The organism is Vibrio sp. B181a, from assembly GCF_030248375.1.
GTDB classification, from domain to species: Bacteria; Pseudomonadota; Gammaproteobacteria; order Enterobacterales; family Vibrionaceae; genus Vibrio; species Vibrio campbellii.
Genome location: NZ_JAHGAD010000022.1, coordinates 57,769 through 82,478, shown reverse-complemented (window position 1 = coordinate 82,478; position 24,710 = coordinate 57,769). Strand labels below are relative to the sequence as shown.

Genomic DNA, 24,710 nt, shown 5'->3' with positions numbered 1-24,710 from the left:
GCGATGAAGTTAGACACGAGCGGCGATCAAGCACAACTCAATACCATGCTGTATCACGACAACAGCGCCCTAGCGAGCATTAAGAAAAGTCGCGATCAAGAAGGCGCTCTTGAAGTGGTTGCGGGTCAATTCGAGGCGATGTTCCTACAAATGGTGCTACGTCAAATGCGCAGCAGCAGTGATGTATTGGCCGACAAAGACAGCCCGTTTGCTAGCCAGCAACAAGGTGTGTTTCGCGATATGTACGATGGGCAATTAGCGATGGAGTTGGCGAAAAAACAGAACTCTGGTATCGCCAATATGCTGATCCAACAACTTAGCCCTTCAATGCGCGAAGTGGCGTTCGACCAGTCACGTAATGTCTCTCCGGCGAACGATGGAAAAGTGGTCAGCCTTGAACGCACGTCACAACTTGAAAACGATGAAATCGCGATGAAGACCGACGCAGTTAATCCCACGCTACAAGCGGTCGCCTCTGTTAAACAAGTGCTCGGTGAAGCCGGAATGACGACCGCGTTTACTCAGCCGCTGATCAGGAAAATGGAGCTGTAAATGAACCTTGTTAATATCGCCCTTTCAGGCTTAAACGCGAACCGTGTGGCGTTGGATGTGACCGCGCAAAACGTAGCTAACATCAACACGCCGGGATACAGCCGACAACAAGCATTGATGGCTTCTGTTGGTGACGGTAAGTACAACAAGCTCAGCCCTGGCATGGGTGTTGAAGTGACGAGCATTCGCCGTGTTACTGACCAATTCTTGGTGAAGCAAACGTGGTCGACCAACAGTTTGGCGGCTTATTCGGCAGGTTATACCACCGCCATGAGCCAGCTTGAAAACACGCTTGGTGCTGATGGTTTTAGCGTTTCTGCGGGGTTAGATTCCCTTAATGCTGCGCTTAATGATGCCACAGTAAAACCAGAATCAATCCCATACCGTCAGCAGATCATTAATGAATCCGAAGCGTTGGCGCGTCGATTCAATACGTTAACCGAGTCCCTTCATAATCAGCATAAAGACATGAGTGACCAGCGCTCTGCCGCGTTGAGCCATGCCAATAGCTTGATGGCGAACATTGCTCAGGTAAACAAGCAGATTGTCGAAATGCAAGGCACAGGTGGTAACCCAGCGCAGTTGATGGACACTCGCGATGTGTTGATTGGTGAGCTTTCTCAAATCGTTGAAATCAAAACTACCGACCAACCAGACGGCAGCATGCAAGTGACGCTCGCTTCTGGTCAGCCTTTGGTAATGGGATCGGATTATGGTCAGCTGGCAGCGAAGCCAGACCCAAGCGACCCATACCTTGCGGATTTGAGTGTCGAATTCGCCTCGCAAAGCTTTGTCATTGACCACTCTGTAGGCGGCAAGTTGGGCGCGATTAACGATTATCAAACCGATGTTCTTAAGCCAAATCAAGTCGCTTTGGATGACATGGCAAAAGCATTGGCGGATGAATACAACGCTGTGCTGGCGACAGGGCAAGATCTCAACGGCAATCCGGGCAAACCGCTGTTTAGCTACGATCCGGCAAACCCAGCAGCGAGCCTTACCATTACCGATATCAGCGCTGAAGAATTAGCGTTCTCCAGTGATGGCACTCCGGGTAATGCGGATGTATTGAATGACCTGATTCAACTGAGCAATAAGCCGGTTTCAGTCACTGGCTATGGCTCGCTTAGCTTAAACGATGCGTTCACCGCAATGGTCGGTGAAACGGCAATCAAAGCACGCCAAGCAGAAGCGGATTATGAAGCTAAAGCGGCAATGAACAAACAAGCGCATGCCGCGCGCGACAACGTCAGTGCGGTGAACAGCGATGAAGAAGCGGCGAATCTGATGACATTTGCTAACGCACACAACGCCAACATGAAAGTCATTAGCACCGCCAACCAGCTTTTCGACTCTGTATTGCAGTTATTCTAAAAGGAACCCGAGATGCGAATCAGTGACAGTCAATTTAGCCAAATGATGCTGCAAAGCCTACAAACCAACAACGCAGGTTTGGGGCATGTCCTTCAACAAATGGCCACGGGTGACCGACTAACCAAGCTTTCTGATGATCCTATGGCGTCGATTAAGCTGCTGAACCTTGAGCGTGAAAACAGCGCGATCGGCCAGTACCAGAGTAATATCGCCAACCTGAAAACCACACTTTCTGCTCAAGAAACCCATTTGGATTCGGTCAACGAGAGCTTGAAGAGTGTGCGTGATTTGGTGCTTTGGGGCGCGAACGGCACATTAACCGATGAAGATCGTAGTGGCATGATCATCGAGCTTAAAAGCTACCGTGATTCCATTGAATCCTCATTCAACGCGCAAGACGAAGAAGGCCAATACCTGTTTTCTGGTACTCAGACGGACACGCCAGCGGTGAGTAATGCAGGCGGTGCGTACCAAGTTGATGGCAACAGCGACAAGCGCGTGGTCACCGTCGCGAAAGGCGTGACCATGGATTCCAACATGACGGCGAAAGAGATTCTGGAGCTTGGTGGTGGCGATAACGTATTGAACCAAATCGATGCTTTGATTGCAGAATTTGAGAACCCGAGTCCGAATTTTCAAGCGGAAGTAGACGCTAGCTTATCTGCCATTGATGATACCTTGGCGAACGTACTGGGGGCGATGACAGAAATCGGTGGTCGCCATAACAACCTCGACCTAATGGATAGCGCACACGGCGAAAACAAGCTGTTCGTTGATAAGGTGACCAGTGACTTATCGGCATTGGATTACGGTGAGGCGTCAGTACGTTTAAGCAACTACATGGCGGCGTTACAAGCAACGCAAGCTAGCTACGTGAAGATCAACGATCTCAACCTGTTTGATCGTATTTAAGGAAGTTTTGTATGGTGATGAGCACAGTAGAGGTAAGACCCCATAGCATACGCTTAGGTGGGCAAGAACAAGCCTCTATCATGCCAACCCGCTCAGCGGATTCGAGCAGTGCGATCAAGCCGCGTCCTACGCAAGTTCAGGCTGACACCGCGTCAGCCTATTCCGTTTCTGGCATTCAGCTTACTCAAGGTCAGCAACAAGCAACTGCAGTGCAAATCGCTTCTAAATCGTTGCAAGTGATCGGTAAAGAGCTGACTCAAATCAAGCGAGGTTTGACCCAAGCTGTCAACCAAGGCGTACAGAATGTTCCCGGTCTGCAAGAAGGGTTAGTACGTTCTAAAGCGTCGATTAAACAAGTGGTTGAACAGGCACGCTTTGACGGTCAGAAAGTGATTGATAACGAACTGCACCTCAAACTGGATAAAGCGGATATTCGCCGTTTCTCCATTCCCGGTTTGAACGTGCATCGTTTGAGTGAGAAAGCCGAGCAAATCCGCTTAGACTTTCCCCAAGGCCAATCGGTGATGATCCAATTTGATGGTCAAGCCGATGGTGCGCGCACTGTGAAAATGCTCGACCGCAGTTTGATTGCGATGGGCATGCGAGCTTCACTGGCAGAAGACGGCACCATTTTGTTTGAAGCGCGCGATACGGCATATCAACAAATGCAGCAAAAGGTGCTAGTGACGGGCGAAGGTCATCGCTTTCCTGCAGGGCAAGCGAATGTTCTGAACCTAAAATCAGAACCAGATGGCATCGCTGAGTTGAGCTTTGATTTAGGCTCTCGTGATGGAATCAAGCAAACCATCGCCAAAGTGAATCAGCACATAAGACAAGTGCAAACCAGCTTGGAAGAAGCCAAAGCGTTTCACGGTGAGTTGAACTCTCAAATGCGCACTGTGCAGAGCCAATCCAAGCAGTTAAGTGCTGCTGATGTCAATGCGAAACTCGATGGCTTTATGGCCACTTCCGGTAAGTTTAGCTCGACATTCCAAGCGCTGAATGCACAAGCGAATGTTCGTCGCCATACGGTTGTGGCGCTGCTGAAATAACTCTTTATTTGAAATAGACCCAGTTGAAATAGCGCGTTAAGAACACTCCAAGATTCCCTTCTCAATTCATCGGTGGTTGCGTAACCCAGAAAAGGGTTGGGAATCACCTTTCTAGTTCGCGATTAAAAGAGAGATTCCAGACACTTCGTTCCTCAGTTCTGGAATGACGATCTTTGGATATTGAGTTCTATGAACTTCGTCAGTCACGCATTCCGCCTTAGAATTCGTCAACCGCTCAATACTCTTCTGGGTCATTCTCGAGAGCGACGAAGGAGCGACGTCGGGAATCTCTTTCTAAGCTCAAACCCTATTCCGCGTGCTCGACAGGCTCTGCGACCGAGCGGTGGAGTTTTTGGAATAACCATCCTAATCCAATCAGTGATGCGCCTAGACCCAAGAAACTGATCGCACGCCAGAAGCCATCCAATGAGCGAACATCCCACAAGAACACCTTAAGCGCGACGCACGCCAACACGGCTAGGCCAATGCGTTGAATCGTCATTGCTTTGCGTGTTGCGCCAACCCAAGTCAGCAAGCCTCCGACAATCAAACCAGCAATCGAGTAAGTAAACAGCTCTGCCATGCCAGTTGGTTGAGCTAGTGTCATAGAGATAGGTTGCCAGAACTGGCGAATCGACATACCTAGCCAAACGGCCGCTAAGATAAGACCAAAGCTGGCAACAACAGGGCGAGGGATCTGCAATGTGTTCCAACGCTTGTAAGTGGTTACTAGCAAAATAATCGCAGGCAGCAACCAGCCAAGAGACAGCATGTTGAACACAGGCATGGATTCCGCGGAAACATTATTGACCATCAACGGCGATTCAAGGCTATTGAGCAACATCATCAGCACAACAAAAGTGCCCCAAAGTAGATAGCTGTAGGCTTGATAAACTCGTTCTAGTTGCTGTGCAAACTGGCTGCGATAACTGTAAACCAAACCCATCACTAATGCTTGGTTAGCAAACACAATCGTCGAAGTGAAATCGATGTAGCCAAGATAGCCGTATTGCCCCGTCAGCCAGTAGTTGGTCTGGGTGAACACCGCCACCAAGAAGACGTGTAAGAACGCCCCTTCAAACCAATTGGCGAGTTCTGTATCTGAGCGATGTAACAGAGTGCGAGCGTAAGCAAGAATCACCAAAGAAGGCAGGTAACTGATCAGCACCCAAGCCCAGTGTTCCGCATTAACAGGCTGCCACTCTGGAATAAACGGTAACAGCGTTAGACGTACGACTAAGATGCCCATTGCAACTTTGACTGCCCAACTCGCTGGGCGGAAAACATTGGCTTGAGTCTGCAACGCCATAACCGCCACTTGAATCGAAATGGCAGTGGTGAGCCACGTATCATTCAGCCAGACAAAAGCCGTTCCGGCAATAATGGCATGCATGATGGCAGAGCATTCCAGTGCCAGCGCTTTGAACCTTTGTCCGAGCATGGCGTAGTAAACCGCAATTGAAGCGGTGAAGAGTGTCCAACCTAAAACATGACGGCTCATGAACTCGTAGGTGTACAGCAGGGTAATCAAGGTCATCGCAGGGGCGAGCACAAGGAAGAGAATGCCTGTCAGTTGAGAGCGGTCACCTGCCAGTGTCTGGAATAATGTTCGCAGTGCAATCAACACAATACTAATGCCGAGCGCGACCAGTACTGGCGTTTGTCTTTCAGCCATATAGATAGATTCAAGCGCAATAGAAAGCAGCATGATCGCGGTAGAAGGCACCAATATTGATGGTAAATAGATTCTTAACGACCAAGTTTTACGAGCGGCGGGTAGCCAAATCATGGCAGTAAAGAAGGCATAGAAGTAAATCATCTCAGCGGTATCAACGCTAGACATGCGAGCCAGTGCCGACAGCCCTAACAAGGTAATCGCGAGAGCAATACCTGTAGGTGGATGTGTCCATTTGCCTTGGCAATGACGGTAACGCGGTTTGAGCATCCAACCCATTCTTGGCACCGCAAACAGCAGATACAAACTGAGTGATAGGAAGATCGCAAGCCATGAGAAAAGTTGCTCTATCGGTATGCTCTCAATCAGTAATAACATCCACAAAATATGCGGCACGGTAATCGATGGTGAAATCCAAGCGTGTCGGATCTTTTGCATCAGTAGCGTTGCGGCAACTGAAATCGCAGTGATGTAACCAGCGAGTAAGTAATAGTTAGGCTCTGCACCGCCAATCCAAAGTGGTGCTGAATAGCCACCGATTAAGCCGAGCACGGCCATCAAAGGCCCTTGGCGCAGAGAAAGCGCTAAGCTCGAAAATGCCGCGCCCGCTAAAATTACCAGTGACGCACCTGGTGATAAGAGCTGATAGAAGACAAACGCAAAGATCACCGTGCAGTAGATGCCAGTTAACCCTGTTCCGGTAATGGCGGCAGGAACGTAAGTAAAGCCTTTCGCTCGTCCTGCTCGGTCTGGGGATTTTTGTTCACGGCGGTGGAACCATTCACCAGCTATCACGGTAGCAAGAGAGATGGAGAATGCGATGGTCACGCGCATGATTGGAGAGAACTCAATGTGACTGCCAATCACTTGTACGAGGTAACCGCCACCAATCAACATGGCGAGCGCGCCAACCCAAACCAACCAGTTTTCTTGGATGTTGGTCAGCAGTTTATTGGCTTGTTTCTCGAACACGGATTCACTGCTCTGCGCCAGCTCACCGATATGGACTTCATCGGCTGAAGGGAGGCTCGGTTCAACAATTGGCTGTGGCGCTTGTTTCGCTGCTAGAGGTGTAACTTCCGACTCAGACTCCGGTGCTGGTTTATTGGGTTGTGTCGCGTTTTCAGTTGGCGTTAGAACATGTTGTGACTGAGGAGTATCGTGTTGCTCAGGTTTAAAAGTCGGCGATGCGCCTTTCTCAAACCAACGCGCACGAAGCTCTGCCAGCTCTTTATGAAGCTGAGACACTTCGTCCTCTAGCCTCGATATTCGACTGACAGCTTTCAACGTGATGAGCATGGCGAAAATCGCCAAGATAACCGCTAATGAGATAAACAACTGCTGCACTCCCTATCCGTTGTTTGAGAATCCTTAACTTTGAGCAACTTAGCTAAGCTTAGTTCACTGTGTGACAAGCTAACGGGATATACAACACTGAACAAGAAATTTGAGAGGAAGTCGCATATTTGAACGAAAACTGGCGGAGCATCCACACTAAACTAATCTTTTTTATAGAGTTAATCGGTTTTGAGTGAAAGCTCACCAGAACAATAACAAATTAGGTGATGATAAATGCAAGTGGGCAACGAAGCGCTGGTGCTGTCGGCGGTTGGGGTAATAGGTTTAGGTTGTCAGTGGTTAGCGTGGCGAATGCGCTTGCCTGCCATTCTCTTCTTACTGTTAGCGGGCATCATTGTTGGGCCGATCCTGCAATGGCTAAACCCAGACGAGATTCTTGGGGACTTACTTTTCCCCTTAGTTTCCCTCGCGGTGGCAGTGATTCTGTTTGAGGGCAGTTTAACCCTTAACTTTAAAGAAATTCGTGGCGTAAGTGGCTCTGTTTGGAGCATTGTCTCTGTTGGCGCGATCATCTCTTGGGTAGCCACCAGTGTGGCAACGCACTACTTTCTTAATTTTACTTGGGAGCTCTCAATCTTGTTCGCCAGTTTAACCGTGGTTACTGGTCCAACGGTGATTGTGCCGTTGCTGCGAACCGTGCGGCCAACCTCAAAACTGGCCAATATTCTGCGTTGGGAAGGCATACTCATTGACCCGTTAGGTGCGCTGTTTGTGGTGATGGTGTACGAGTTTATTGTTTCGCACAATGCGGTTAATAGCGTTGAAGTGTTTGCTACTATCATTGCGGTAGGTTTGATTATTGGTGCTTTGTCTGGTGCTGCTGTGGCCACCATTTTGCGTAGAGCTTGGTTGCCGGAGTACCTTCAGCCGTTTGCGGTATTGATGGTGGTACTCGGTGTGTTCTCGATATCTAATCAGATGGAATCGGAAGCGGGCCTACTGACGGTCACCGTGATGGGGATGTGGTTAGCGAACGCTAAGGGCATCAACATTCAGCAGATCCTCCACTTCAAAGAGCACTTAACCATCTTGTTGATCACCGGATTGTTCATCTTCCTAGCGGCACGCATCAGTCTGGATGATTTCGCTGCGCTTGGTAGCGGTGCGGTGTTGCTGTTTGTTTTCATGCAGTTGGTGTCACGTCCACTTTCAATTTTCGTTTCAACCATTCGTAGTAACTTAACCTTCAAAGATAAGCTGTTCCTCTCATGGGTTGCGCCGCGCGGTATCGTGGCCGCGTCCATCTCGTCTCTGTTTGCTATCAAGCTAACAGAATACGGTATTTCAGAAGCTATGCTGTTGGTGCCAATGACCTTCATGGTGATCATCGGCACGGTAGTGCTGCAAAGTGCGACGGCTCGGTCTGTTGCGAAAGCGTTGGGAGTTGCTGAGCCGGCGCCAAGAGGCTTCCTATTGATTGGCGCAAACCGAGTGGCGCAAGAGATAGGTAAAGCGCTGGCGAGATACGATCGCAAAGTTCTGCTCACCGATTCGAACTGGGACTACATTAGCCAAGTTCGCATGTTGGGCATAGACCATTACTACGGCAATCCGATTTCTAGCCACGCCGATGACAACTTGAACCTAATTGGTATTGGTCAAGTGGTGGCACTGACGCCAGATCAACATTTCAACATCATGGCTTGTATGCAGTTTGTCGGCGAGTTTGGCGAAGATAAAGTACATTGTCTGCAGAAAAATAAAACCAACGGCAGTGAAAAACACTCGGTTGCGGAAGAGTATCACGGCAAACTGCTGATGGGTGGCAATGTCAGTTACGCCCAAATGGCCAGTTTGTTGAGCCAAGGTGCAGAAATCAAACACACCAAACTAAGTGAGAGTTTTACCTACCAAGATTACCTTGAGCACCACAAAGACAACCTGGTAATTCCGCTTTTCCATGTTGAAGAGAAAGGCAGAATTCAATTCTGTGATGATCCAGACCAGTTCACGCCACCTATAACCAGCACGGTGGTGGCGCTTATTCAATCAGTCGAGACTCAATAGCCTAAATGACATCTAGAACTGCCACTCTTGGCACATCGGAGTGGCAACATTGTTAATCGTTACCCAAGCTTAATAGAGCAGTGAGGCGCAGTGTTTTAAACGCAGCGCCTCGATATGCTTTCTTAGTCATAAAGCGAGAGCAGACAAGGCTCGATTCGGTAAATAAATTGTTCAATTTCCGAATTTTCGCATTGACGGCAATGACAAGGATCGCAATACTGCGCGACTGTTTTACTTTAGGGTGACATTATGGCTCCGCAATCTAATCGCAAAGACTTACATCTAGACGCTGTTTTACATCATGACATGAACATGAAAAGCAAAACGGCGGGCTTTGAGTCTGTCGAGTTTGAGCATTGCGCTTTGCCTGAATGTGACTTTAACGCCGTCGATCTTTCGAGTGAGTTCCTTGGTCACTCATTGGCACTGCCATTTTTGATCAGTTCAATGACTGGTGGCGCAAAAGATGCAGAGATCATCAACTGCCGTTTGGCAGAAGCCGCGAGTGAAATGGGCATTGCGATGGGGGTTGGCTCGCAGCGAGTGAGCCTAGAAGACAGCCTTCACTCAGGTTTGGGCAAAACCATTCGTGATCTCGCTAAAGGCGTGCCTTTGTATTCCAACTTGGGTGCCGCTCAATTGAGAGACAAACAGCGATTCGATAATGCTCAGCGTGCGGTGGATTTTATCCAAGCAGACGCTTTATTCGTGCATCTTAACCCGATGCAAGAAGCCTTTCAGCAGAATGGTGATCATGATTGGATTGGTGTACTTAAATCGATTGAGCAACTAAAACAGCGCGTCGATGTACCGATGATCATCAAAGAGGTGGGCTTTGGCATCAGTGGAGTGGTGGCTAAACAACTCGTCGAAGCGGGCGTGGATGCGATTGATGTCGCGGGCGCTGGTGGTACAAGTTGGTCTGCAGTTGAGGGTTACTGTCAGACAGACAATAAAATGCAGCGCGCAGCTGAATTGTTCCGTGATTGGGGCATTCCAACGGCTAAGTGCTTAGAGCAAATTCGCGGCCAATATCCTGACTTACCTTTAATTGCATCTGGTGGCGTGTATAACGGCTTAGAAGTAGCGAAAGCGGTGCATCTTGGCGCCAACCTTGTTGGGCAAGCTGGTGCGGTATTAAAAGCCGCAACAATCAGCACAGAATCGATCGTCGAGCATTTTGAACAAATGGCATTAGAGTTGCGTTTAGCGTGCTTTGGTACAGGTTCTGCGAACCTTCAAGCCCTGACTCAAGCTCGTCGTCTTTAAACTTCATTACTCACATTCACTGACTTATCGATGCAGTTAGATTGCATTTGCTGAATTTTGCCTCCTTTACGGAGCGAGAGTCGATAAATTGTCGTTGGCTTAACACGAGCAGTGATATTTTGGGTATAGTTCATTCATCAATTGAAAGTGGAACCTGAATTTATGAAAAAACTGGTAATGCTACTGCTAGCGGCAACAGCGCTAACAGCATGTTCTGACGAAGTAGGTACAGAAGCTTGGTGTAAAGACATGCGTGAAAAGCCAAAGACAGAATGGACAACAGACAACGCAGTTGATTTCGCGAAGCATTGTGTTCTGCAAGATGGCATCGGTAGCGAGCAGTGGTGTGAAGACCTAAAAGAAAAACCAAAAGGTGAATGGACGGCAAACGAAGCAACAGGTTTTGCTAAGCACTGCGTGTTTTAAATCTCTTCGCACATCACTTCTTTAATGGAAAGTAACAATGGAATCCATCGTATTGAATTAATACGGTGGATTTTTTGTATCTAATAAAAGAAAGCCCTTGTGCGGATTTTCCTCACTCTGTATCAAGTTAATCATCGAAAACCGCGTTTTACCCTAGCACAAGGCATTTAAGCTGCATCTAAGCTCGTTAAACTTTAATGGTTGGCAATTTCATATCGCATCGCCGTATGAAGTTGAATATAGAACAATTTAAGGACGAGCATCTATGCAGTTATTGACGGGTAAACTGAGCCACTTCTCCAATCCCTTATCGCGTTCTAGTCTTACGTATTCTGACGAACAAAGAGAGATTCTTAATCTAGAAGACGCACGACTAGCGATCGACAGTATTTCTCAATGGCCGGGTTATGTGGCCACGCCTTTACATTCATTAAAATCAGTCGCGGATCAGATCGGCGTTTCGTGCTTCTGGTACAAGGATGAATCGCAAAGATTTGGTCTTAAAAGTTTTAAAGCATTAGGCGGTGCGTATGCCGTAGCTCGTCAATTACAAGATGTGATTATGCAGCGTTATGGTAAGAAGCCGACGATACAAGCGTTGCTACAAGGTGAGTGGAAGTCTGAAGCTGCCGAAATCGTGGTGAGTTGTGCCACCGATGGAAATCATGGACGCTCTGTCGCATGGGGAGCGCAAATGTTTGGCTGCGGGTGCGTCATTTATATTCACAAAGATGTTTCCGAGGGTCGTAAACAGGCCATGGAAGCCTTCGGTGCACAAGTTGTCAGAATTTCCGGTAACTATGATGAATCGGTACGTTTGGCTGACAGTGAAGCCAAAGCTCATGATCGTGTGATTGTCTCTGACACTTCTTATGAAGGCTACATGGAGATCCCTAAAGATGTCGCGCTTGGCTACACAGTGATGCTGTCGGAAATTGTCGAGCAACTTGATGGGGATATTCCAACTCATGTGTTCGTGCAAGGTGGCGTTGGTGGGTTAGCCTCAGCGGTTTGTGGATACTTCTGGGATCTTTGGGGGGCGCAGCGCCCAAGGTTTATTATTGTCGAACCGGAGCAAGCTAATTGCCTGCAGAAAAGCGCGCAAGCTGGCAAACCTGTAGTGGTTGAAGGCGATTTAGAGACCTTGATGGCCGGTTTGGCTTGTGGCGAAGTCTCTACCTTAGCGTGGAGCATTCTTCATAATGGTGCCGATGACTTTATGACGCTGAGTGAAGATGCCATTCCTCAGGCCATGCGATTTTTGGCCCATGGAGAGAATCGTATCGAAGCAGGGGAGTCTGCGGTTCCGGGGTTTGCGGCAGCAGTAATCGCTCGTCAAGATGGTAGCTATTCACAAGCACTTGGTTTGGGGGCAGAAAGTAAAGTACTAGTGATAGGTACAGAGGGGGCAACGGACCCTGAACTCTACCAACAGTTGGTGAAATGAGCCCCGAGTTTGTTTCAAACCACCTGATGGGTGAAATCATTAAACGGCGCTTTCAAGGAAGCGCCGTTTTTATATCCACTATTGACTGCTTTTCTCTGTTTTCATCATTGATCATCAATTGGGATTGTAAGTCCCACTTTCACGTTATCCATCACCACGTTGGTTTGAAAGCTTTTGATGTTGGCGTTGTCGAAAAACGCTTCTCGTGTAAATTTGTCATAACCTTCCATGTCTGCCGCAGTGACAATAAGAATAAAGTCTGAACTTCCAGTCACATAGTAACACTGTTGTACCGAACGATTTGCGGTCATCTCTTTCTTAAAATTGTGCATCAAGTCGACTCTTTCTCTTTCCAACGTCACTTGCACAACAAAAGTCATGGTTTGGCCTACAGCCTTGGGATTCACAACAGAGACATCGGCTTGTATTACCCCTTGAGCCCTCATGCGCTTTAATCGACGCTGCACCGCTGCTGGTGATAGCCCTACCTGATCAGCAATAGTGTCTGATGTCGCTCTATTTGAATGCTGGACAATGTCGAGAATTTTGCGGTCGAAACTATCGACGGAAAGTGGTGGCGTTGACGTCATGACGATCGATTCCTTTCTGCCTGTAATGGATGGAAGCCATATTGTGAGCTAATCATGCTCTGGCTCCGAATTGTGACCTCACTCATGAGCGAATGTCTTGTTTTTACTAATTAAAGGAAAACCACTATAGCTCACCAAAAATGCAGAAAATCCGCACAATACTGGAGTCATTCGATGAAATTCCTTGTTGTCGTCAAGGCATTATTAATCTTGTAAACAAAATGTAAAGCAATAATAAATCGAAACGAAAGGCAAATTGGCAGTACCAAAACGTCAAGTTTCAGCAAGATATTGATGGATAGGATGCGAGCATGGAAGTGGGATCAGTAGCGCTACAGAATGAACTGGATTATCTTGCGAGTGCAGGTCGTGTGGGTGTTATTTCGCTGGCGACAGACTTTAATATCGAGAACGATTTACGCCAACTATTCCCACAAGATGTCGCTTCATTTACCAGTCGGGTGCGCAACTACAATCCGCTAACCATAGAGAATCTGCGTCGTATGGAGCCTGGAATCCAAGAGGTGGCGGATACGATTCTTCCTGGGACAGCGCTAGATGTGGTTATCTATGCGTGTACATCGGGCACTATTGCGATCGGAGAAGAGCGCATTACCGACCTTATTCAGGCACATCACCCTGATGCAAAAGTGACAAACCCAGTCACTGCAGCTCTCGCTGCGTTTGAACGATTGAACATAAAGCGCGTCTCCATTGTTACGCCCTATACGCAAGCAGTAAACCAAGACGTGGCCGCCTTTTTCTCTACGGTAGGTATCGAAGTACTGAACATCGTAGGCTTTGATTTTGAAGATGACACCGCGATGACGTTCATCTCGCCAAATGATATTGCTCATGCGGCAATACAAGCTTGTCATCCCGATGCTGACGCCGTTTTCATTTCTTGTACCGCGCTGCGAGCGACCACGGTTATTCACGATATTGAAGCTGCAATAAACAAGCCAGTGTTATCCAGTAATCAAGTACTGGCTTGGCACGCTTTGGCACTTCTTAACTACCCCAAGCACATCGAAGGTTTTGGTCTCCTTTTAGAGCAGCACTTGCCACTCAACCTTTAATTACTTCGCTTTTAAAACTGATTTTAAGGGATTTTCTGTTATGCATTCACCTACGCCTATCGACCCTAACCAGCTCTCCTCTGAATTGATTCAGAACATGATGGAGTGGCGTCAACATCTACATCGATTCCCTGAATGCGGGTTTGATGTCGATATGACCGCAGACTTTATCGCGAACAAGCTACAAAGCTTTGGTATTGAAGTTGTGCGGAATATAGGAAAAACCGGCTTAGTTGGGATACTGCGCAACGGACAAAGTGAGGCCAGCATTGGTCTTCGAGCCGATATGGATGCGCTTCATGTACATGAGAAAAATACCTTTTCTTACTGCTCTCAGCATGATGGGAAGATGCACGCCTGTGGCCACGATGGACATTCTGCCATGCTGCTTGGTGCCGCTTGCTATCTTGCCGAATACGGTGAATTTGACGGGACAGTTTACTTCATATTTCAACCCGATGAAGAGCATGGAAAAGGGGCGCAAGCCATGATTGACGATGGGTTGTTTGAGCGATTCTCCATCGATGAAGTCTATGGCATTCACAACTTTCCGGGACTAGCGGAAGGGAAATTGATGGTCAGGCCCGGTTCATTGATGGCGAGTGAGACAAGCTTTGAAATTGTGATTAAAGGTGTCGGTGGGCATGCCGCTCTACCACACCAAGGGGTAGATCCTCTCGTGGTCGGTGCACAGGTTATTTTGGGGCTGCAAACCATCGTTTCGCGAAGCTTAAGCGCAATTCATGACTCTGCGGTGGTATCCGCAACGGAATTTATCACCGACGGCACGGTGAATGTTATCCCTACAACGGTGACCATTAAAGGAGACTGTCGCTGCTTTACCGAGCGCAGCCTAGATACTATCCGAACGCGCATGGAACAAATTGTGGCAGGGCTTTGCCAAGCGGCAGGTGCGGATTACACGTTTGAATTCATCAATACATTTTATCCGACCATCAACAGCCATGAACAAACCGCTTATGCCGTGTCGACTGCGCAGCAAGTGTTGGGAATTAACAACGTTGATGGCGATTGTGACCCGATAACCATCTCGGAAGACTTCTCCAGCATGTTACGTGTTAAGCCGGGCTGTTATGTGTTGCTCGGTAATGGCGTTGATTCTGTTGGTGGATGTGCATTGCACAACCCTAAATACGATTTTAACGATCGGATTTTGAAACTCGGTACGAGCTACTGGATTCAATTGGTTAGAAATCGATTGAACCCATCGTAAGGAGAATGACTGGCGGAGGTTTTGAAAAGTGGTCGTCCTCTGTGAGTTCAAGATAAGCGCGAAAATGAGGGGTTTCATTTTGCGTATCACTTGGAAGGAAAAGGAAGAAAAGGATGAAAAAATTAAGCGCGGCAATTTTAAGCTTAGGTGTTGTGTTTGGTGTTCATGCCGAAACATGGAAGTTTGCTTCAGAAGAGGACAAAACTGACGTTCAAGATATTTACGCTCAGAAGTTTGCCGAGGTGATCAAGAAAGAGTCGGATGGTGACATTCGTGTTCGTATTTATTACTACGGGCAGTTGGGTACGGAAAACGACATAGTCGAGCTTGCCGCGAAAGGTACCATCCAGTTTGTTTCCGTTGGGGCTGGGCATTTGGGGTCTTACGTGCCTGAAGTACAAGCTGTGAGCTTACCCTATGTGCTGGGGACGGATGAGAAAATCACGCATCAAGTCTTAACGGAAAGCCCGACGATTTATAATCAACTTGCTCCTAAGTTTGAGAGTGTGAACCTAAAATTGCTGTCCATGATGTCTGAAGGCGAGATGGTTTGGGGAGGCAACAAACCGATCCGTACGCCAGAGGATTTTGCCAATCAGAAGATCCGAACGTTCACTTCAACCATTCCTGTTGAAACTTATAAAGCCTTTGGAGCAACTCCAACGCCATTGTCTTGGGGAGAAGTTTATGGCTCTCTTCAACTGAAAACGATTGATAGCATGGTCAACCCAATCTACTTCATATACAACGCGAAATGGCATGAAGTTCAGGACTATTTGATGTTCCCAGGGCAGCAGCCTTATGTGAGTACCGTATCGACCAACAGCAAGTGGTACAACGGCTTGTCTAAGGAGAAGCAAGCCATGGTTGATAAAGCGATCAAAGCCGCAGATCAGGCTGCCTACGATTACCAAATTCGCATCAACAAAGAAAACATGGAGAAGATCCTTAAAGAGCGCCCAGATCTTGAAGTGGTGATTCTATCTGAAGAAGAAAGAGAGCGCTTTAAAGTGCTGAGTGAGCAGCTTCATGATACCTATTTTGATGTTGTCGCGAATGCTTATCCGACAGACCAGCAGGCTGAAGCTCGCCAAGGAGCAAAAGTCATTCTTGAAAATATCTTAGATGAAGTGCGTGTGGCATCTAAAACGCAATAACGCTTTATAAGGTAACGGTTATCCGTTTGAGTAAGTGAAACGGATAACCCTCTTTTCTGCCTATCAATCAGGGTAGAAAGGGTGGTAATGCTCAAGGACGTATGGAGCTCAGCGAGCGATGAAAGATCTGTTACATAAAATGAGTGTTGTGACGGAAAAGCTGGAACGCTTTCTTATCATGATAGCCATTCTTGCCATGATGGCGAATTCTACGGCTAATGCGATTGGCCGTTATGCTTTTAATAAAAGTCTATTTTTTTCTGAAGAGCTCAATCAGTTTTTGATTGTGACGGTGACCTTTGTGGGTTTTGCTTACGCGGTAAGGCAAGGTCGCAACATACGAATGACAGCAGTCTATGACTCGCTGAGTTTTCGTGCTCAAAAAATCCTCACCACAATGATCGCGTTGTGCACTGCGCTTCTGATGTTCTATCTAGCGTACCAAGGTTTGCTCTATGTTGAAGAGCTTAAATCTATCAACCGACTTAGTCCCGCATTGCAGTTTCCAGTTTATTGGGTGTACTCAATCATTCCTATCGGATTTGCGATTGCCGGTTTGCAATATTCAATGAGTTTTATCATGAACTTGCTACACCAAGAGATCTACGTGTCCTTCGATGTTATTGAAACGAAAAATAAAACCAAAGGTGAATTCGAATGAGTAGCGTGACACAGTTTATCTCTGACATCATTGCTGGAGAGCCGGATATTTATGTCATGACCTTCACCTTAGTCACGGTGATGGTTATCCTGCTGTTTCTCAGTTTTCCTATGATCGTTCCTCTAGCAGTGGGCGCTTTAATTGGCCTCATCCACTTTTCTCAGGTGGAACCCGGTGTTGTCATTCAGCAGATGGTTACTGGCATTTCGCCAAACGCTTTGATTGCGGTTCCGATGTTCATCTTGGCTGCGGACATCATGACCAGAGGGCACACTGCATACAATTTGCTGGGATTAATTCAGGCTTTTGTTGGGCATCTGCGCGGCGGTCTTCCGATCACAACTTGTATTAGTTGTACCTTGTTTGGTTCAGTCTCAGGCTCGACTCAAGCGACCGTTGTATCTGTTGGACAAATCATGCGACCTAAGCTGTTGCAAGCAGGGTACAAAGACAGCTTCGTGATGGCGCTGATCATCAATGCAAGCGACATTGCGTTCTTAATCCCACCAAGTATTGGTCTGATCCTTTATGGCACCCTCGCCAATGCCAGTGTTGGTGAATTGTTTATCGCCGGTATTGGCCCAGGGCTAGTTTTGGCAGGTCTGTTTTCACTGTATAGCTATGCCTACAGCGTAAAACACAGTGACAGCCTTACCTTGGTAGAGAAAGCCAGCAAAGCGGAAAAGCTGCTCGCGATTAAACAAGCGATTTTGCCTCTTGGTTTCCCTGCGTTGATTATTGGCGGTATCTATTCTGGTATTGTCACGCCAACAGAAGCCGCCTCGTTTGCGGTGCTGTATGCCATTATTGTTGAATGCCTTTTATACCGAAAACTGGGCGTCAAAGACATTTGTGATGCGGCTTTAAATACAGGGCTGATTACTGCGGTTGTGTTTGTTTTGGTTGGTATTGGGCAAGCTTTTTCATGGTACATCTCATTCGAACAAATACCTCAAGAATTACTTGCACCTCTTGAACTGGACAATGCGTCACCAGAATACATCCTGTTTATCATCGCGTTAACTTTCTTTGTGGGCTGTATGTTTGTCGATTCGCTTGTGGTGTTACTGATACTCACACCGATATTTATGCCTATCGTCAATGCCGCAGGAATCGATCCGATTTTGGTGGGTGTTATGGTGACGCTACAAATGGCAATTGGCTCCGCTACCCCTCCTTTCGGTTGCGATATCTTTACCGCCATTGCCATCTTTGAAAAGCCGTATATGAAAGTGATACGTGGCACGTTGCCTTTCTTTCTCATCCTAATATTGATGTCTGCGTTGCTGATTTTCTTCCCTGAGATCGCCTTGTTACCAAGAGACATTTTGTTTAACTAACGCTGTGTTTAGCGCACTAAAAAGGATTAAAAGTGAGTACATTACCTTTAATTGCACCACCCAGGGGCTTTGAAAAAGCGGAATTTGAACAGCGTACTTACGAGTTACAAAAGCGCATGAGAGAGCAGCAAATTGACGCCGCTTTCTTTACAACGGAACCTGAATTTCGCTATTTCAGTGGTTTTAAATCTCAGTTTTGGGAGAGCCCTACACGACCATGGTTTCTCGTTGTCCCGAGTACTGGTAAACCTGTTGCCGTGGTTCCGGAGATCGGCGCGTCAGGCTTTGAAGGTACATGGGTAGATGATGTAAGAAGCTGGCCATCGCCTCGACCAGAAGATGATGGCATTTCTCTATTGGCAGCGACGTTAGCTGAAGTGAGTACGTGCACACGAAGCATTGGTGCCATGATTGGTCCAGAAACGCACTTGCGTATGCCTGCTCAAAACTTTCAATTGCTACAAAGTAAGTTGAGTCAACATGATGTTGTTGATGTCTCTTTGATTGTTCGTGATATTCGCAGCATTAAATCGAAAGCTGAAATCGACAAGATTCGTTTTGCTTGTCAGGTGACTGCTGCGGGGTTTGAGTTTTTGAAGCATCGTCTCGCAATAGGAATGACCGAGCGCGAAGCGTGTAAAGCAATGCATATAGAAATGCTGCGGTTGGGGGCTGACAGCTGCCCTTATTTAATATCTGGATCGGGAATCGGCGGCTATGACAGCATCATTATGGGGCCGAGTGATAGGGTGCTAACGGAGGGAGACTTACTGATTATTGATACCGGTGCAAACTATGATGGGTATTTCAGTGATTTCGACAGAAACTATGCCTTTGGTCAAATAGATGAAGAGACTCAGCTGGCGTATGATGCGGTCTATCAAGCTACCGAAGCGGGGCTAAAAATAGCAGAGCCGGGGCGAACCACAGGTGATATTTGGCAAGCAATGTGGTCTGTGCTCGAGAAAAACGGTGCATTAGGTAATGATGTCGGACGCATGGGGCATGGGCTTGGAATGCAACTGACAGAATGGCCTTCTCATGTTCCAGACGGTGACGTCATATTGAAACCGGGTATGGTACTCACACTGGAGCCGGGAATGGCGTTTGCTCTGGGGAAAATGATGGTTCATGAAGAAAACATCGTCATAACCGAGCGTGGTTGTGAACTACTTCATGATAGAACATGGAAGAATTTGCCAGTGATACGTTAAAGAGCAAGGCTGACCAAAGCTGAGCATTACGCTCGGCTTTCTTGTATCTGTCTGTTGACTCTCAATTTTTCGTTCCATTTTTGCAAACCTGATTTACTTATCTTTATTTCGTCTTATTGGACTGGCATGGTTGTCGTAATTCCAATAAGAGAAGGACTAAAAAATGGAAGTACTCAAAGGCTCATGTCTGTGTGGCAAGGTAAAACTCGAAGTGGCGGATGAATTCAAATACATGGGCAATTGTCATTGCTCTGAATGCCGCAAATTTACCGGATCCGATTACTCGTCAGCGGGTGGCGTTGCCTTGGATAAACTGATTGTGATTGAGGGCGCGGAACACATCCAAATCTATCAGAAGAGCGCCAATACCGAACTCTCATTCTGCCGTCACTGCGGCTCTAGCCTTTACTCGAAGAAGAACAACGGTTTAGTGAATGTTCGTCTAGGCATCCTTGATGATTCCCCTTGTGACAAACCCAGCTTTCATATTTTTGTGGGCTCTAAAGCACCGTGGAATGAGATTACTGATGACCTTAAGCAATTTGAAGCTGCGCCTAAGCTATAAGTTGGTTTAAGGCCGAGCGCTGCGCTAAATTAAAAAGCCTTTAACGTAGAGAGATAGAGCCATTCAAGAGAGTGGCTCTTTTCTTTTTTAAGGTCAACAACATCTTGTCTCTCTTTGTTGGTCAATTTGCAGTCAGAATTTTTGTAACTGTTTTATTTGTAAGTAAATCCGAGTGAAAGTGCGTCTTACATCTAATTTTTAGGGCGAGTGCTTATGATAGGCTCACGTCAATTGAGCAGCATACTCATTGCTATGAAGCACCTTTTCTCTCTTCATTTAAAAGTGCTGCTCCCAACATCAATTTATCTCGATACATTAGGACCCAACGATGGCGAAAGCATTAAAAATCGAATCAGGTCGTTACTTAAATATGGATCATGTAGTGACGTTCTCATTAGCGAATGAAACCATTGAAGTTACCTCGACCATTCAAGCGTTTACGTCGATTCATATTGGTATAAAAGGTAAGACAGATTACGCCGATTACTTTGTCTCAATTCAAGAGTTTCATCGAATTAAGCGAGAGCTTTGTGACTATATGGGAATCGACGAACCAACGCTAATAGTTGACTAATCACTCAAAAATTACAACAAAATGACACGTACAGTATGTAATGCTGCAACTTTTAGTCTAACTTTTAACCATCACTGGCTAGGTGAGCAATAACACGGCGGCGAAGATCGTCCGTTAACTAAATACAATAAGGGACATTATGTCTGATAAATATATCTCAATGATCCAGGAGTTTTTTCAGGTCTTTGAAGCTTTGAATCAACATGTCTTTGATTCCTTCGGTGAAATGGCAACGTGGGAAACACAGTTAGTAAGGCTTGATATTGACCAAGGTGATAAGGAGCAGTCGTATGAAGTGGCGCAGATTGCGAGCATGCTTAACTTCTCCGAAGACACTGTACAATCATTCCTAGTGGTCTACAGCTTCTTGAGCAACAACCTTTATGATCTCATTGGCAATCGCGAATACGAAGATTGGGGAACAGATGGCAATAGCCTTCAAGTGGAATATTCCGATCTCACCATCGAATCGTTTGATGCTAACCAAATTGCACCACTTATGGAGCGTCGTGTTTACTTCGAATGGACATTTGAAGCTCTACAGCGCACCTACGATGACATGATGGCAATCAGCCACGGTAGGATTGCCTGATACGTATAACGTCTTATTAAACACCAAAGCCGCTTTCTAGAGCGGCTTTGTTTTTTAGGGCTGTAAAGCGATTCTGTTTCCTCTTCTTACAACTCTTAAATTAAAATCTCTCGGCTAATCACGTATTGTGATGATTAGCGATTCACTTGTTAGAAGAACAAATATGAAAAAAACACTCTCAACAATGGTTTTGGCAATGGCGTTGGCCGGCTGTGATGACGCAAGCAAAGCCATTGACCAAGCACAAGAAGCCGCAAACAAAGCGATTGATACAGTTCAAGAGCAGATGGAATCGGTAGAAGACGCATTCAACCTTGATCAATTTGGTGACGCTGCTGAATCAGCAGAGGAGTTAGCGGCATCGGTTGAAGAAGCAATGAATGTGGATTTCAGTGATCCACAGGCCTTAATTGAAGCCAAAGAACACATTGCCAATGCGTACGCTTGTTTGGTGGAGGCGTCTTCTGAATCGACAGTGGATAAGGTGATGAACAAAGTAATGTCATCCATTGGCAGCGAAGAAACCAAATCTCTGATTGAAGAAGGCATTGAGAAAGCACAAGCAGCAAAAGAGTGCGTGATGTAATCGCTCTCAGTGAATCAAACCAATGAAAAAGGGGATAGTGATATCCCCTTTGTTGTTTCTACGCTGTGCCAACTCTACTCGCTTTTCAGCTCTTGCTGGAAGTAATCCATACAAAGCTGCTGAGCTTCCGGTTTGATACTGACTTGCTCGTTCTTTCCTAGGCTTTAGTCCGCTACTTGAGCGAGTTATGGTGCATAAACTGCTCGTCGATGCCTTTGAGTTTCATTTCATCCATGATGAAGTTCACTGTGTTCAACAAACGCTGCTCACCTTTCGGGATCAAGTAGCCAAACTGACCTTTGGTGAACGGGTCTTCACAACGAGCGGCTTCTAAACGTTCATCTGTAACTTGGTAAAACAAACCTTCAGGTGTCTCGGTAACCATCACGTCCACTTTACCTGTTGCGACGGCTTTCGGCACGTCTAAGTTATTTTCGAAACGAGTAAAGCTGGCCTTTTGTAAATTAGCATCGGCGAAGGCTTCGTTTGTGCCACCAATATTCACGCCCACACGCACTGAGGCTTGGTTCACTTTATCTAGGGTATTGTATTGCTCGGCTTTCCCTTTGGCGACTAAGAAGCACTTACCAAATGTCATGTAACCTTGTGTTTGCTCTGCATTTAGTTGGCGCTGCATTTTGCGGGTAATGCCGCCCATGGCGATGTCGTACTTATCTTGGTTCAGGTCAGTCAGAAGATCTTTCCAACTTGTGCGAACGATCTCTAGCTCTACGCCGAGCTGTTTCGCGACGTGCTTAGCGACATCAATATCATAGCCTGAGTAGTTCTTGCCATCGTAGTAAGAAAACGGTTTGTAGTCGCCGGTGGTTCCGACACGTAACGTGCCTGATTTTTGAATATCTTCCAGCTTATCGGCTTGAGCCACGCCGGAAAGCGCCAGTGCTACGGAAGCAAGTAAAAGTGTTGTTTTATTCATAATCATTCTTTTGATGTGTTGTGTTTGTGTGCATGACTCAAAGTAACAGGAAGTGTCAGTAAAACAGATCAAACCAATTGGAAAATACACGATATTGAAGAAAAACTTTCCAATATTAAATGTGATTGCATTTGCGAGTTTATACGTATGAAAAGCAAACTTTTTCTGATGAATGGCAGAGTGTTATGAATCGAGTTCACCCTAAAAAGCTACTGCAAAGCAAATGGACAGCAGCAGAGCCAGTAAACAAAGAAAAGCATTTCATCATTTCAGAAATGGAGTTTGATGAAGAAGGCAACGTAGTGAGGTGCGTTATTGAAGCGGTCATGACGAAGCGAGAACGAGAGTTGGATTGGCACGACTTAAAAGACTCACAAAAATGGCGTCAAGGGTGGAAGTAATCTTGGCGCAAAGACCAAAAACGAGATGGCGTTAGAAAAGTCACCAAAATCAATAGGCTCGCGGTAGAGACTTTGCTATTAATTGATGAACGTTTTTATTTATGTTCTAAGGGAACGCCATGATCGATTTCGAAAACTCATCGATATTTAAACTCAAGCCGATTGAAACTTCAAAGGTACGAGAGGACTTCCATAAATTCTTAATTGATGGGGAGAGCATTTTTGCAGGTTTCAAAACGGTGCGTGACCAAGTCGTGTTCACCAACAAGCGCGTTATTGCGGCCAATGTGCAAGGGATTACGGGATCAAAAGTCGACTACACTTCTTTGCCATACAGCAAGATCAATGCGTTCTCGATTGAAACATCTGGTACGCTTGATCTGGATTGTGAGATTGAACTATTCCTAAGTGAAGTAGGCCGAGTGCGCTTTGAGATCAGAGGCTCATTCGACTTGGTTTCTTTCAACAAAATGATCAGTGAGCATGTCCTCGCCTAGGCATTCTCGCAGGAATTAAAGACAGGCCAAAGACAAGGAGTCAGTATGGCAGTGCGAAGTGATTTGAAAGAGAAGAAGAGTGAAGAGAATTCAACACCGACTCAACATCTTCTGGCTATATTGGGATTTACGGCCGGAGTGATCTTTTATCTGATGATTCGTTAATCTGAGCTTCGATACTTAACGTTTCAGAATTCAATCACCACCTTTAAGGGGAGCCCTCACGGCTTCCTTTTTCATTCCCCTCATTTGGTTTATACCTTTACAGAGATAAATCGTCGCTTAAGGTCACTTAATGATATGAGCGTGCTTGCGTAATGATTTGTCGCACGATATTTTCACCTTCTGTTAGGTAAAAGTAGCATTTCCATCGTTTAGGGATGTTTGTTATTACCGAGCAATTTGATGTTTGAATGGCGATATGAGGTGAGTTATCGATACCCAAATTTATGATGTATTCTGCTCTGAGGATGCGCAAGGTAATCCTTGTGGCGTAGTGTTTTTGTCTGAGTGGTTGAGTGACTCAGAGATGTTGGAGATAACTCAAAGTATCGGCCAACCTATCACCTCATTCCTTTGTTGTGTGGATGGGCGTTGGTGGATTCGTTGGTTTTCTTTGGCCAGTGAAATCAACTTGTGTGGTCATGGCAGTATGGGCGCTGGCGCTGCGTTGATTGCTCATCTAAACCAACGCTCTGTTAAGTTGCACAGTAATTATGGGGACATCACCATTGCTAAGCATGGCACTCAGTACCAAATGGCTTTGCCTGCATGGGATGCCAGTCCTGTTCCTGCCAGTTTAGATTTACAGTTATTAAACTTAGAGCAATCTGGTGTGCAAGTGTTAGATGTTGTCACTACCCGAGATCTTGTGGTGGTGTTAGCGTCTGAGCAGCAAGTGAAACAGTACCAGCCGGATTTTGGTCGCCTATGCCAAATCCGAGACTTTCATGCTGTGATGGTCACCGCTCAAAGTGGGCCTAACGATTATGTTTTGCGTTACTTTGCGCCAAAAATCGGCATCAATGAGGATATCGCAACAGGGTCAGCACAGTGCTCACTCGCTCCCTATTGGTTTAAGAAGTTGGATGTAGATAACCTCAATGCGAGTCAACTTTCCTCAAAAGGCGGCTTTTTCCAAGTCGCGAAACTCAGCTCTGATACGTTAGTGATATCTGCATCAGCGCGATTAAGAGAGCAGTAAAGCTAA

The 24,710-nt window shown here is 46.5% G+C and carries 24 protein-coding genes; 21 read left to right on the top strand and 3 right to left on the bottom strand.

The window, feature by feature from the left end; translation table 11 throughout:
* Positions 1-3 precede the first annotated feature (3 nt).
* From KIO97_RS11120 to KIO97_RS11105, 4 genes are read left to right on the top strand one after another with little or no spacing between them, the layout of a single operon-like run.
* Positions 4-552 carry a rod-binding protein gene (locus tag KIO97_RS11120; protein WP_005432415.1) on the top strand — a complete coding sequence of 183 codons (549 nt, stop codon included), beginning with the start codon at positions 4-6 and terminating at the stop codon, positions 550-552.
* A complete protein-coding gene (gene flgK, locus KIO97_RS11115; RefSeq protein WP_285382496.1) occupies positions 553-1,926 on the top strand; it encodes a flagellar hook-associated protein FlgK in 1,374 nt (457 codons plus the stop codon).
* A 12-nt stretch (positions 1,927-1,938) separates the two neighbouring features.
* Positions 1,939-2,838, top strand: a complete 900-nt coding sequence (flgL, locus tag KIO97_RS11110) for a flagellar hook-associated protein FlgL (RefSeq protein ID WP_285382495.1) — start codon at positions 1,939-1,941, stop codon at positions 2,836-2,838.
* A gap of 11 nt (positions 2,839-2,849) precedes the next feature.
* Positions 2,850-3,890 carry a flagellin gene (locus KIO97_RS11105; RefSeq protein WP_285382493.1) on the top strand — a complete coding sequence of 347 codons (1,041 nt, stop codon included), beginning with the start codon at positions 2,850-2,852 and terminating at the stop codon, positions 3,888-3,890.
* A gap of 307 nt (positions 3,891-4,197) precedes the next feature.
* Here the strand turns inward: KIO97_RS11105 and KIO97_RS11100 are convergent, their stop codons facing one another.
* Positions 4,198-6,912, bottom strand: a complete 2,715-nt coding sequence (locus KIO97_RS11100) for a DUF2339 domain-containing protein (protein ID WP_285382491.1) — start codon at positions 6,910-6,912, stop codon at positions 4,198-4,200.
* A gap of 225 nt (positions 6,913-7,137) precedes the next feature.
* Here KIO97_RS11100 and KIO97_RS11095 point away from each other — a divergent pair, with 225 nt between their 5' ends.
* The 4 genes from KIO97_RS11095 to KIO97_RS11080 all read left to right on the top strand — a co-directional run bounded on the left by KIO97_RS11095 (position 7,138) and on the right by KIO97_RS11080 (position 12,073).
* A complete protein-coding gene (locus KIO97_RS11095) occupies positions 7,138-8,931 on the top strand; it encodes a sodium:proton antiporter (protein WP_285382489.1) in 1,794 nt (597 codons plus the stop codon).
* Positions 8,932-9,180: 249 nt separating this feature from the next.
* Entirely contained in the window at positions 9,181-10,200 is a 1,020-nt protein-coding gene (gene fni / locus KIO97_RS11090; protein WP_005432391.1) for a type 2 isopentenyl-diphosphate Delta-isomerase, read from the top strand.
* Positions 10,201-10,362: 162 nt separating this feature from the next.
* Entirely contained in the window at positions 10,363-10,626 is a 264-nt protein-coding gene (locus KIO97_RS11085; RefSeq protein WP_005432388.1) for a DUF3012 domain-containing protein, read from the top strand.
* Positions 10,627-10,891: 265 nt separating this feature from the next.
* Positions 10,892-12,073 (top strand): diaminopropionate ammonia-lyase, encoded by a 1,182-nt coding sequence (locus KIO97_RS11080; RefSeq protein ID WP_050905990.1) that lies wholly within the window; start codon positions 10,892-10,894, stop codon positions 12,071-12,073.
* Between the two features lie 104 nt (positions 12,074-12,177).
* On the opposite strand, the gene KIO97_RS11075 is transcribed toward KIO97_RS11080, so the two are convergent.
* Complete coding sequence (locus KIO97_RS11075) at positions 12,178-12,663, bottom strand: Lrp/AsnC family transcriptional regulator (protein WP_045376038.1); 486 nt, start codon at positions 12,661-12,663, stop codon at positions 12,178-12,180.
* Between the two features lie 311 nt (positions 12,664-12,974).
* Here KIO97_RS11075 and KIO97_RS11070 point away from each other — a divergent pair, with 311 nt between their 5' ends.
* From KIO97_RS11070 to KIO97_RS11025, 10 genes are all read left to right on the top strand, one after another.
* The gene (locus tag KIO97_RS11070; RefSeq protein WP_050905989.1) at positions 12,975-13,742 is read left to right on the top strand and encodes an aspartate/glutamate racemase family protein; all 768 of its coding nucleotides are present in this window, start codon (positions 12,975-12,977) and stop codon (positions 13,740-13,742) included.
* Positions 13,743-13,782: 40 nt separating this feature from the next.
* A complete protein-coding gene (locus KIO97_RS11065; protein ID WP_285382485.1) occupies positions 13,783-14,976 on the top strand; it encodes a M20 aminoacylase family protein in 1,194 nt (397 codons plus the stop codon).
* Between the two features lie 113 nt (positions 14,977-15,089).
* Positions 15,090-16,133, top strand: a complete 1,044-nt coding sequence (gene dctP, locus KIO97_RS11060; protein ID WP_045376052.1) for a TRAP transporter substrate-binding protein DctP — start codon at positions 15,090-15,092, stop codon at positions 16,131-16,133.
* Between the two features lie 118 nt (positions 16,134-16,251).
* On the top strand, positions 16,252-16,794 hold the full coding sequence (locus KIO97_RS11055; protein WP_045370783.1) for a TRAP transporter small permease: 543 nt from the start codon (positions 16,252-16,254) through the stop codon (positions 16,792-16,794).
* On the top strand, positions 16,791-18,134 hold the full coding sequence (locus KIO97_RS11050; protein WP_050905987.1) for a TRAP transporter large permease: 1,344 nt from the start codon (positions 16,791-16,793) through the stop codon (positions 18,132-18,134). Before KIO97_RS11055 ends, KIO97_RS11050 begins: the two co-directional genes overlap by 4 nt.
* A 32-nt stretch (positions 18,135-18,166) precedes the next feature.
* A complete protein-coding gene (locus KIO97_RS11045) occupies positions 18,167-19,348 on the top strand; it encodes a Xaa-Pro peptidase family protein (protein WP_050905986.1) in 1,182 nt (393 codons plus the stop codon).
* Between the two features lie 163 nt (positions 19,349-19,511).
* On the top strand, positions 19,512-19,913 hold the full coding sequence (locus KIO97_RS11040) for a GFA family protein (RefSeq protein ID WP_285382484.1): 402 nt from the start codon (positions 19,512-19,514) through the stop codon (positions 19,911-19,913).
* A 328-nt stretch (positions 19,914-20,241) separates the two neighbouring features.
* The gene (locus tag KIO97_RS11035; protein ID WP_005432384.1) at positions 20,242-20,487 is read left to right on the top strand and encodes a hypothetical protein; all 246 of its coding nucleotides are present in this window, start codon (positions 20,242-20,244) and stop codon (positions 20,485-20,487) included.
* 139 nt (positions 20,488-20,626) lie between these two features.
* Positions 20,627-21,079, top strand: coding sequence for a hypothetical protein (locus KIO97_RS11030; RefSeq protein WP_285382483.1), 453 nt, complete (start codon positions 20,627-20,629; stop codon positions 21,077-21,079).
* Between the two features lie 163 nt (positions 21,080-21,242).
* The gene (locus KIO97_RS11025) at positions 21,243-21,665 is read left to right on the top strand and encodes a hypothetical protein (protein WP_285382481.1); all 423 of its coding nucleotides are present in this window, start codon (positions 21,243-21,245) and stop codon (positions 21,663-21,665) included.
* Between the two features lie 172 nt (positions 21,666-21,837).
* On the opposite strand, the gene KIO97_RS11020 is transcribed toward KIO97_RS11025, so the two are convergent.
* The gene (locus tag KIO97_RS11020; RefSeq protein WP_228904376.1) at positions 21,838-22,602 is read right to left on the bottom strand and encodes a transporter substrate-binding domain-containing protein; all 765 of its coding nucleotides are present in this window, start codon (positions 22,600-22,602) and stop codon (positions 21,838-21,840) included.
* 185 nt (positions 22,603-22,787) lie between these two features.
* Here KIO97_RS11020 and KIO97_RS11015 point away from each other — a divergent pair, with 185 nt between their 5' ends.
* The 3 genes from KIO97_RS11015 (at position 22,788) to KIO97_RS11005 (ending at position 24,704) form a co-directional block, all read left to right on the top strand.
* Positions 22,788-23,003 (top strand): TIGR02450 family Trp-rich protein, encoded by a 216-nt coding sequence (locus tag KIO97_RS11015; RefSeq protein WP_005432373.1) that lies wholly within the window; start codon positions 22,788-22,790, stop codon positions 23,001-23,003.
* Positions 23,004-23,122: 119 nt separating this feature from the next.
* Positions 23,123-23,500, top strand: a complete 378-nt coding sequence (locus KIO97_RS11010; protein WP_005432371.1) for a PH domain-containing protein — start codon at positions 23,123-23,125, stop codon at positions 23,498-23,500.
* 445 nt (positions 23,501-23,945) lie between these two features.
* Positions 23,946-24,704: a PhzF family phenazine biosynthesis protein gene (locus KIO97_RS11005; RefSeq protein ID WP_080991949.1), complete on the top strand. Its 759-nt coding sequence runs from the start codon at positions 23,946-23,948 to the stop codon at positions 24,702-24,704.
* Positions 24,705-24,710 lie beyond the last annotated feature (6 nt).

Excerpts from the sequence above, each read along its gene's own strand:
- KIO97_RS11030 (WP_285382483.1), top strand. The coding sequence starts at position 20,627 with ATGTCTGATAAATATATCTCAATGATCCAGGAGTTTTTTCAGGTCTTT.
- KIO97_RS11065 (WP_285382485.1), top strand. The coding sequence starts at position 13,783 with ATGCATTCACCTACGCCTATCGACCCTAACCAGCTCTCCTCTGAATTG.
- KIO97_RS11025 (WP_285382481.1), top strand. The coding sequence starts at position 21,243 with ATGAAAAAAACACTCTCAACAATGGTTTTGGCAATGGCGTTGGCCGGC.
- KIO97_RS11035 (WP_005432384.1), top strand. The coding sequence starts at position 20,242 with ATGGCGAAAGCATTAAAAATCGAATCAGGTCGTTACTTAAATATGGAT.
- KIO97_RS11095 (WP_285382489.1), top strand. The coding sequence starts at position 7,138 with ATGCAAGTGGGCAACGAAGCGCTGGTGCTGTCGGCGGTTGGGGTAATA.
- KIO97_RS11070 (WP_050905989.1), top strand. The coding sequence starts at position 12,975 with ATGGAAGTGGGATCAGTAGCGCTACAGAATGAACTGGATTATCTTGCG.
- KIO97_RS11010 (WP_005432371.1), top strand. The coding sequence starts at position 23,123 with ATGATCGATTTCGAAAACTCATCGATATTTAAACTCAAGCCGATTGAA.
- KIO97_RS11120 (WP_005432415.1), top strand. The coding sequence starts at position 4 with ATGAAGTTAGACACGAGCGGCGATCAAGCACAACTCAATACCATGCTG.
- KIO97_RS11015 (WP_005432373.1), top strand. The coding sequence starts at position 22,788 with ATGAATCGAGTTCACCCTAAAAAGCTACTGCAAAGCAAATGGACAGCA.
- fni (WP_005432391.1), top strand. The coding sequence starts at position 9,181 with ATGGCTCCGCAATCTAATCGCAAAGACTTACATCTAGACGCTGTTTTA.
- flgL (WP_285382495.1), top strand. The coding sequence starts at position 1,939 with ATGCGAATCAGTGACAGTCAATTTAGCCAAATGATGCTGCAAAGCCTA.
- KIO97_RS11020 (WP_228904376.1), bottom strand. The coding sequence starts at position 22,602 with ATGAATAAAACAACACTTTTACTTGCTTCCGTAGCACTGGCGCTTTCC.
- KIO97_RS11085 (WP_005432388.1), top strand. The coding sequence starts at position 10,363 with ATGAAAAAACTGGTAATGCTACTGCTAGCGGCAACAGCGCTAACAGCA.
- KIO97_RS11050 (WP_050905987.1), top strand. The coding sequence starts at position 16,791 with ATGAGTAGCGTGACACAGTTTATCTCTGACATCATTGCTGGAGAGCCG.
- KIO97_RS11080 (WP_050905990.1), top strand. The coding sequence starts at position 10,892 with ATGCAGTTATTGACGGGTAAACTGAGCCACTTCTCCAATCCCTTATCG.
- KIO97_RS11040 (WP_285382484.1), top strand. The coding sequence starts at position 19,512 with ATGGAAGTACTCAAAGGCTCATGTCTGTGTGGCAAGGTAAAACTCGAA.
- flgK (WP_285382496.1), top strand. The coding sequence starts at position 553 with ATGAACCTTGTTAATATCGCCCTTTCAGGCTTAAACGCGAACCGTGTG.
- dctP (WP_045376052.1), top strand. The coding sequence starts at position 15,090 with ATGAAAAAATTAAGCGCGGCAATTTTAAGCTTAGGTGTTGTGTTTGGT.
- KIO97_RS11075 (WP_045376038.1), bottom strand. The coding sequence starts at position 12,663 with ATGACGTCAACGCCACCACTTTCCGTCGATAGTTTCGACCGCAAAATT.
- KIO97_RS11055 (WP_045370783.1), top strand. The coding sequence starts at position 16,252 with ATGAAAGATCTGTTACATAAAATGAGTGTTGTGACGGAAAAGCTGGAA.
- KIO97_RS11105 (WP_285382493.1), top strand. The coding sequence starts at position 2,850 with ATGGTGATGAGCACAGTAGAGGTAAGACCCCATAGCATACGCTTAGGT.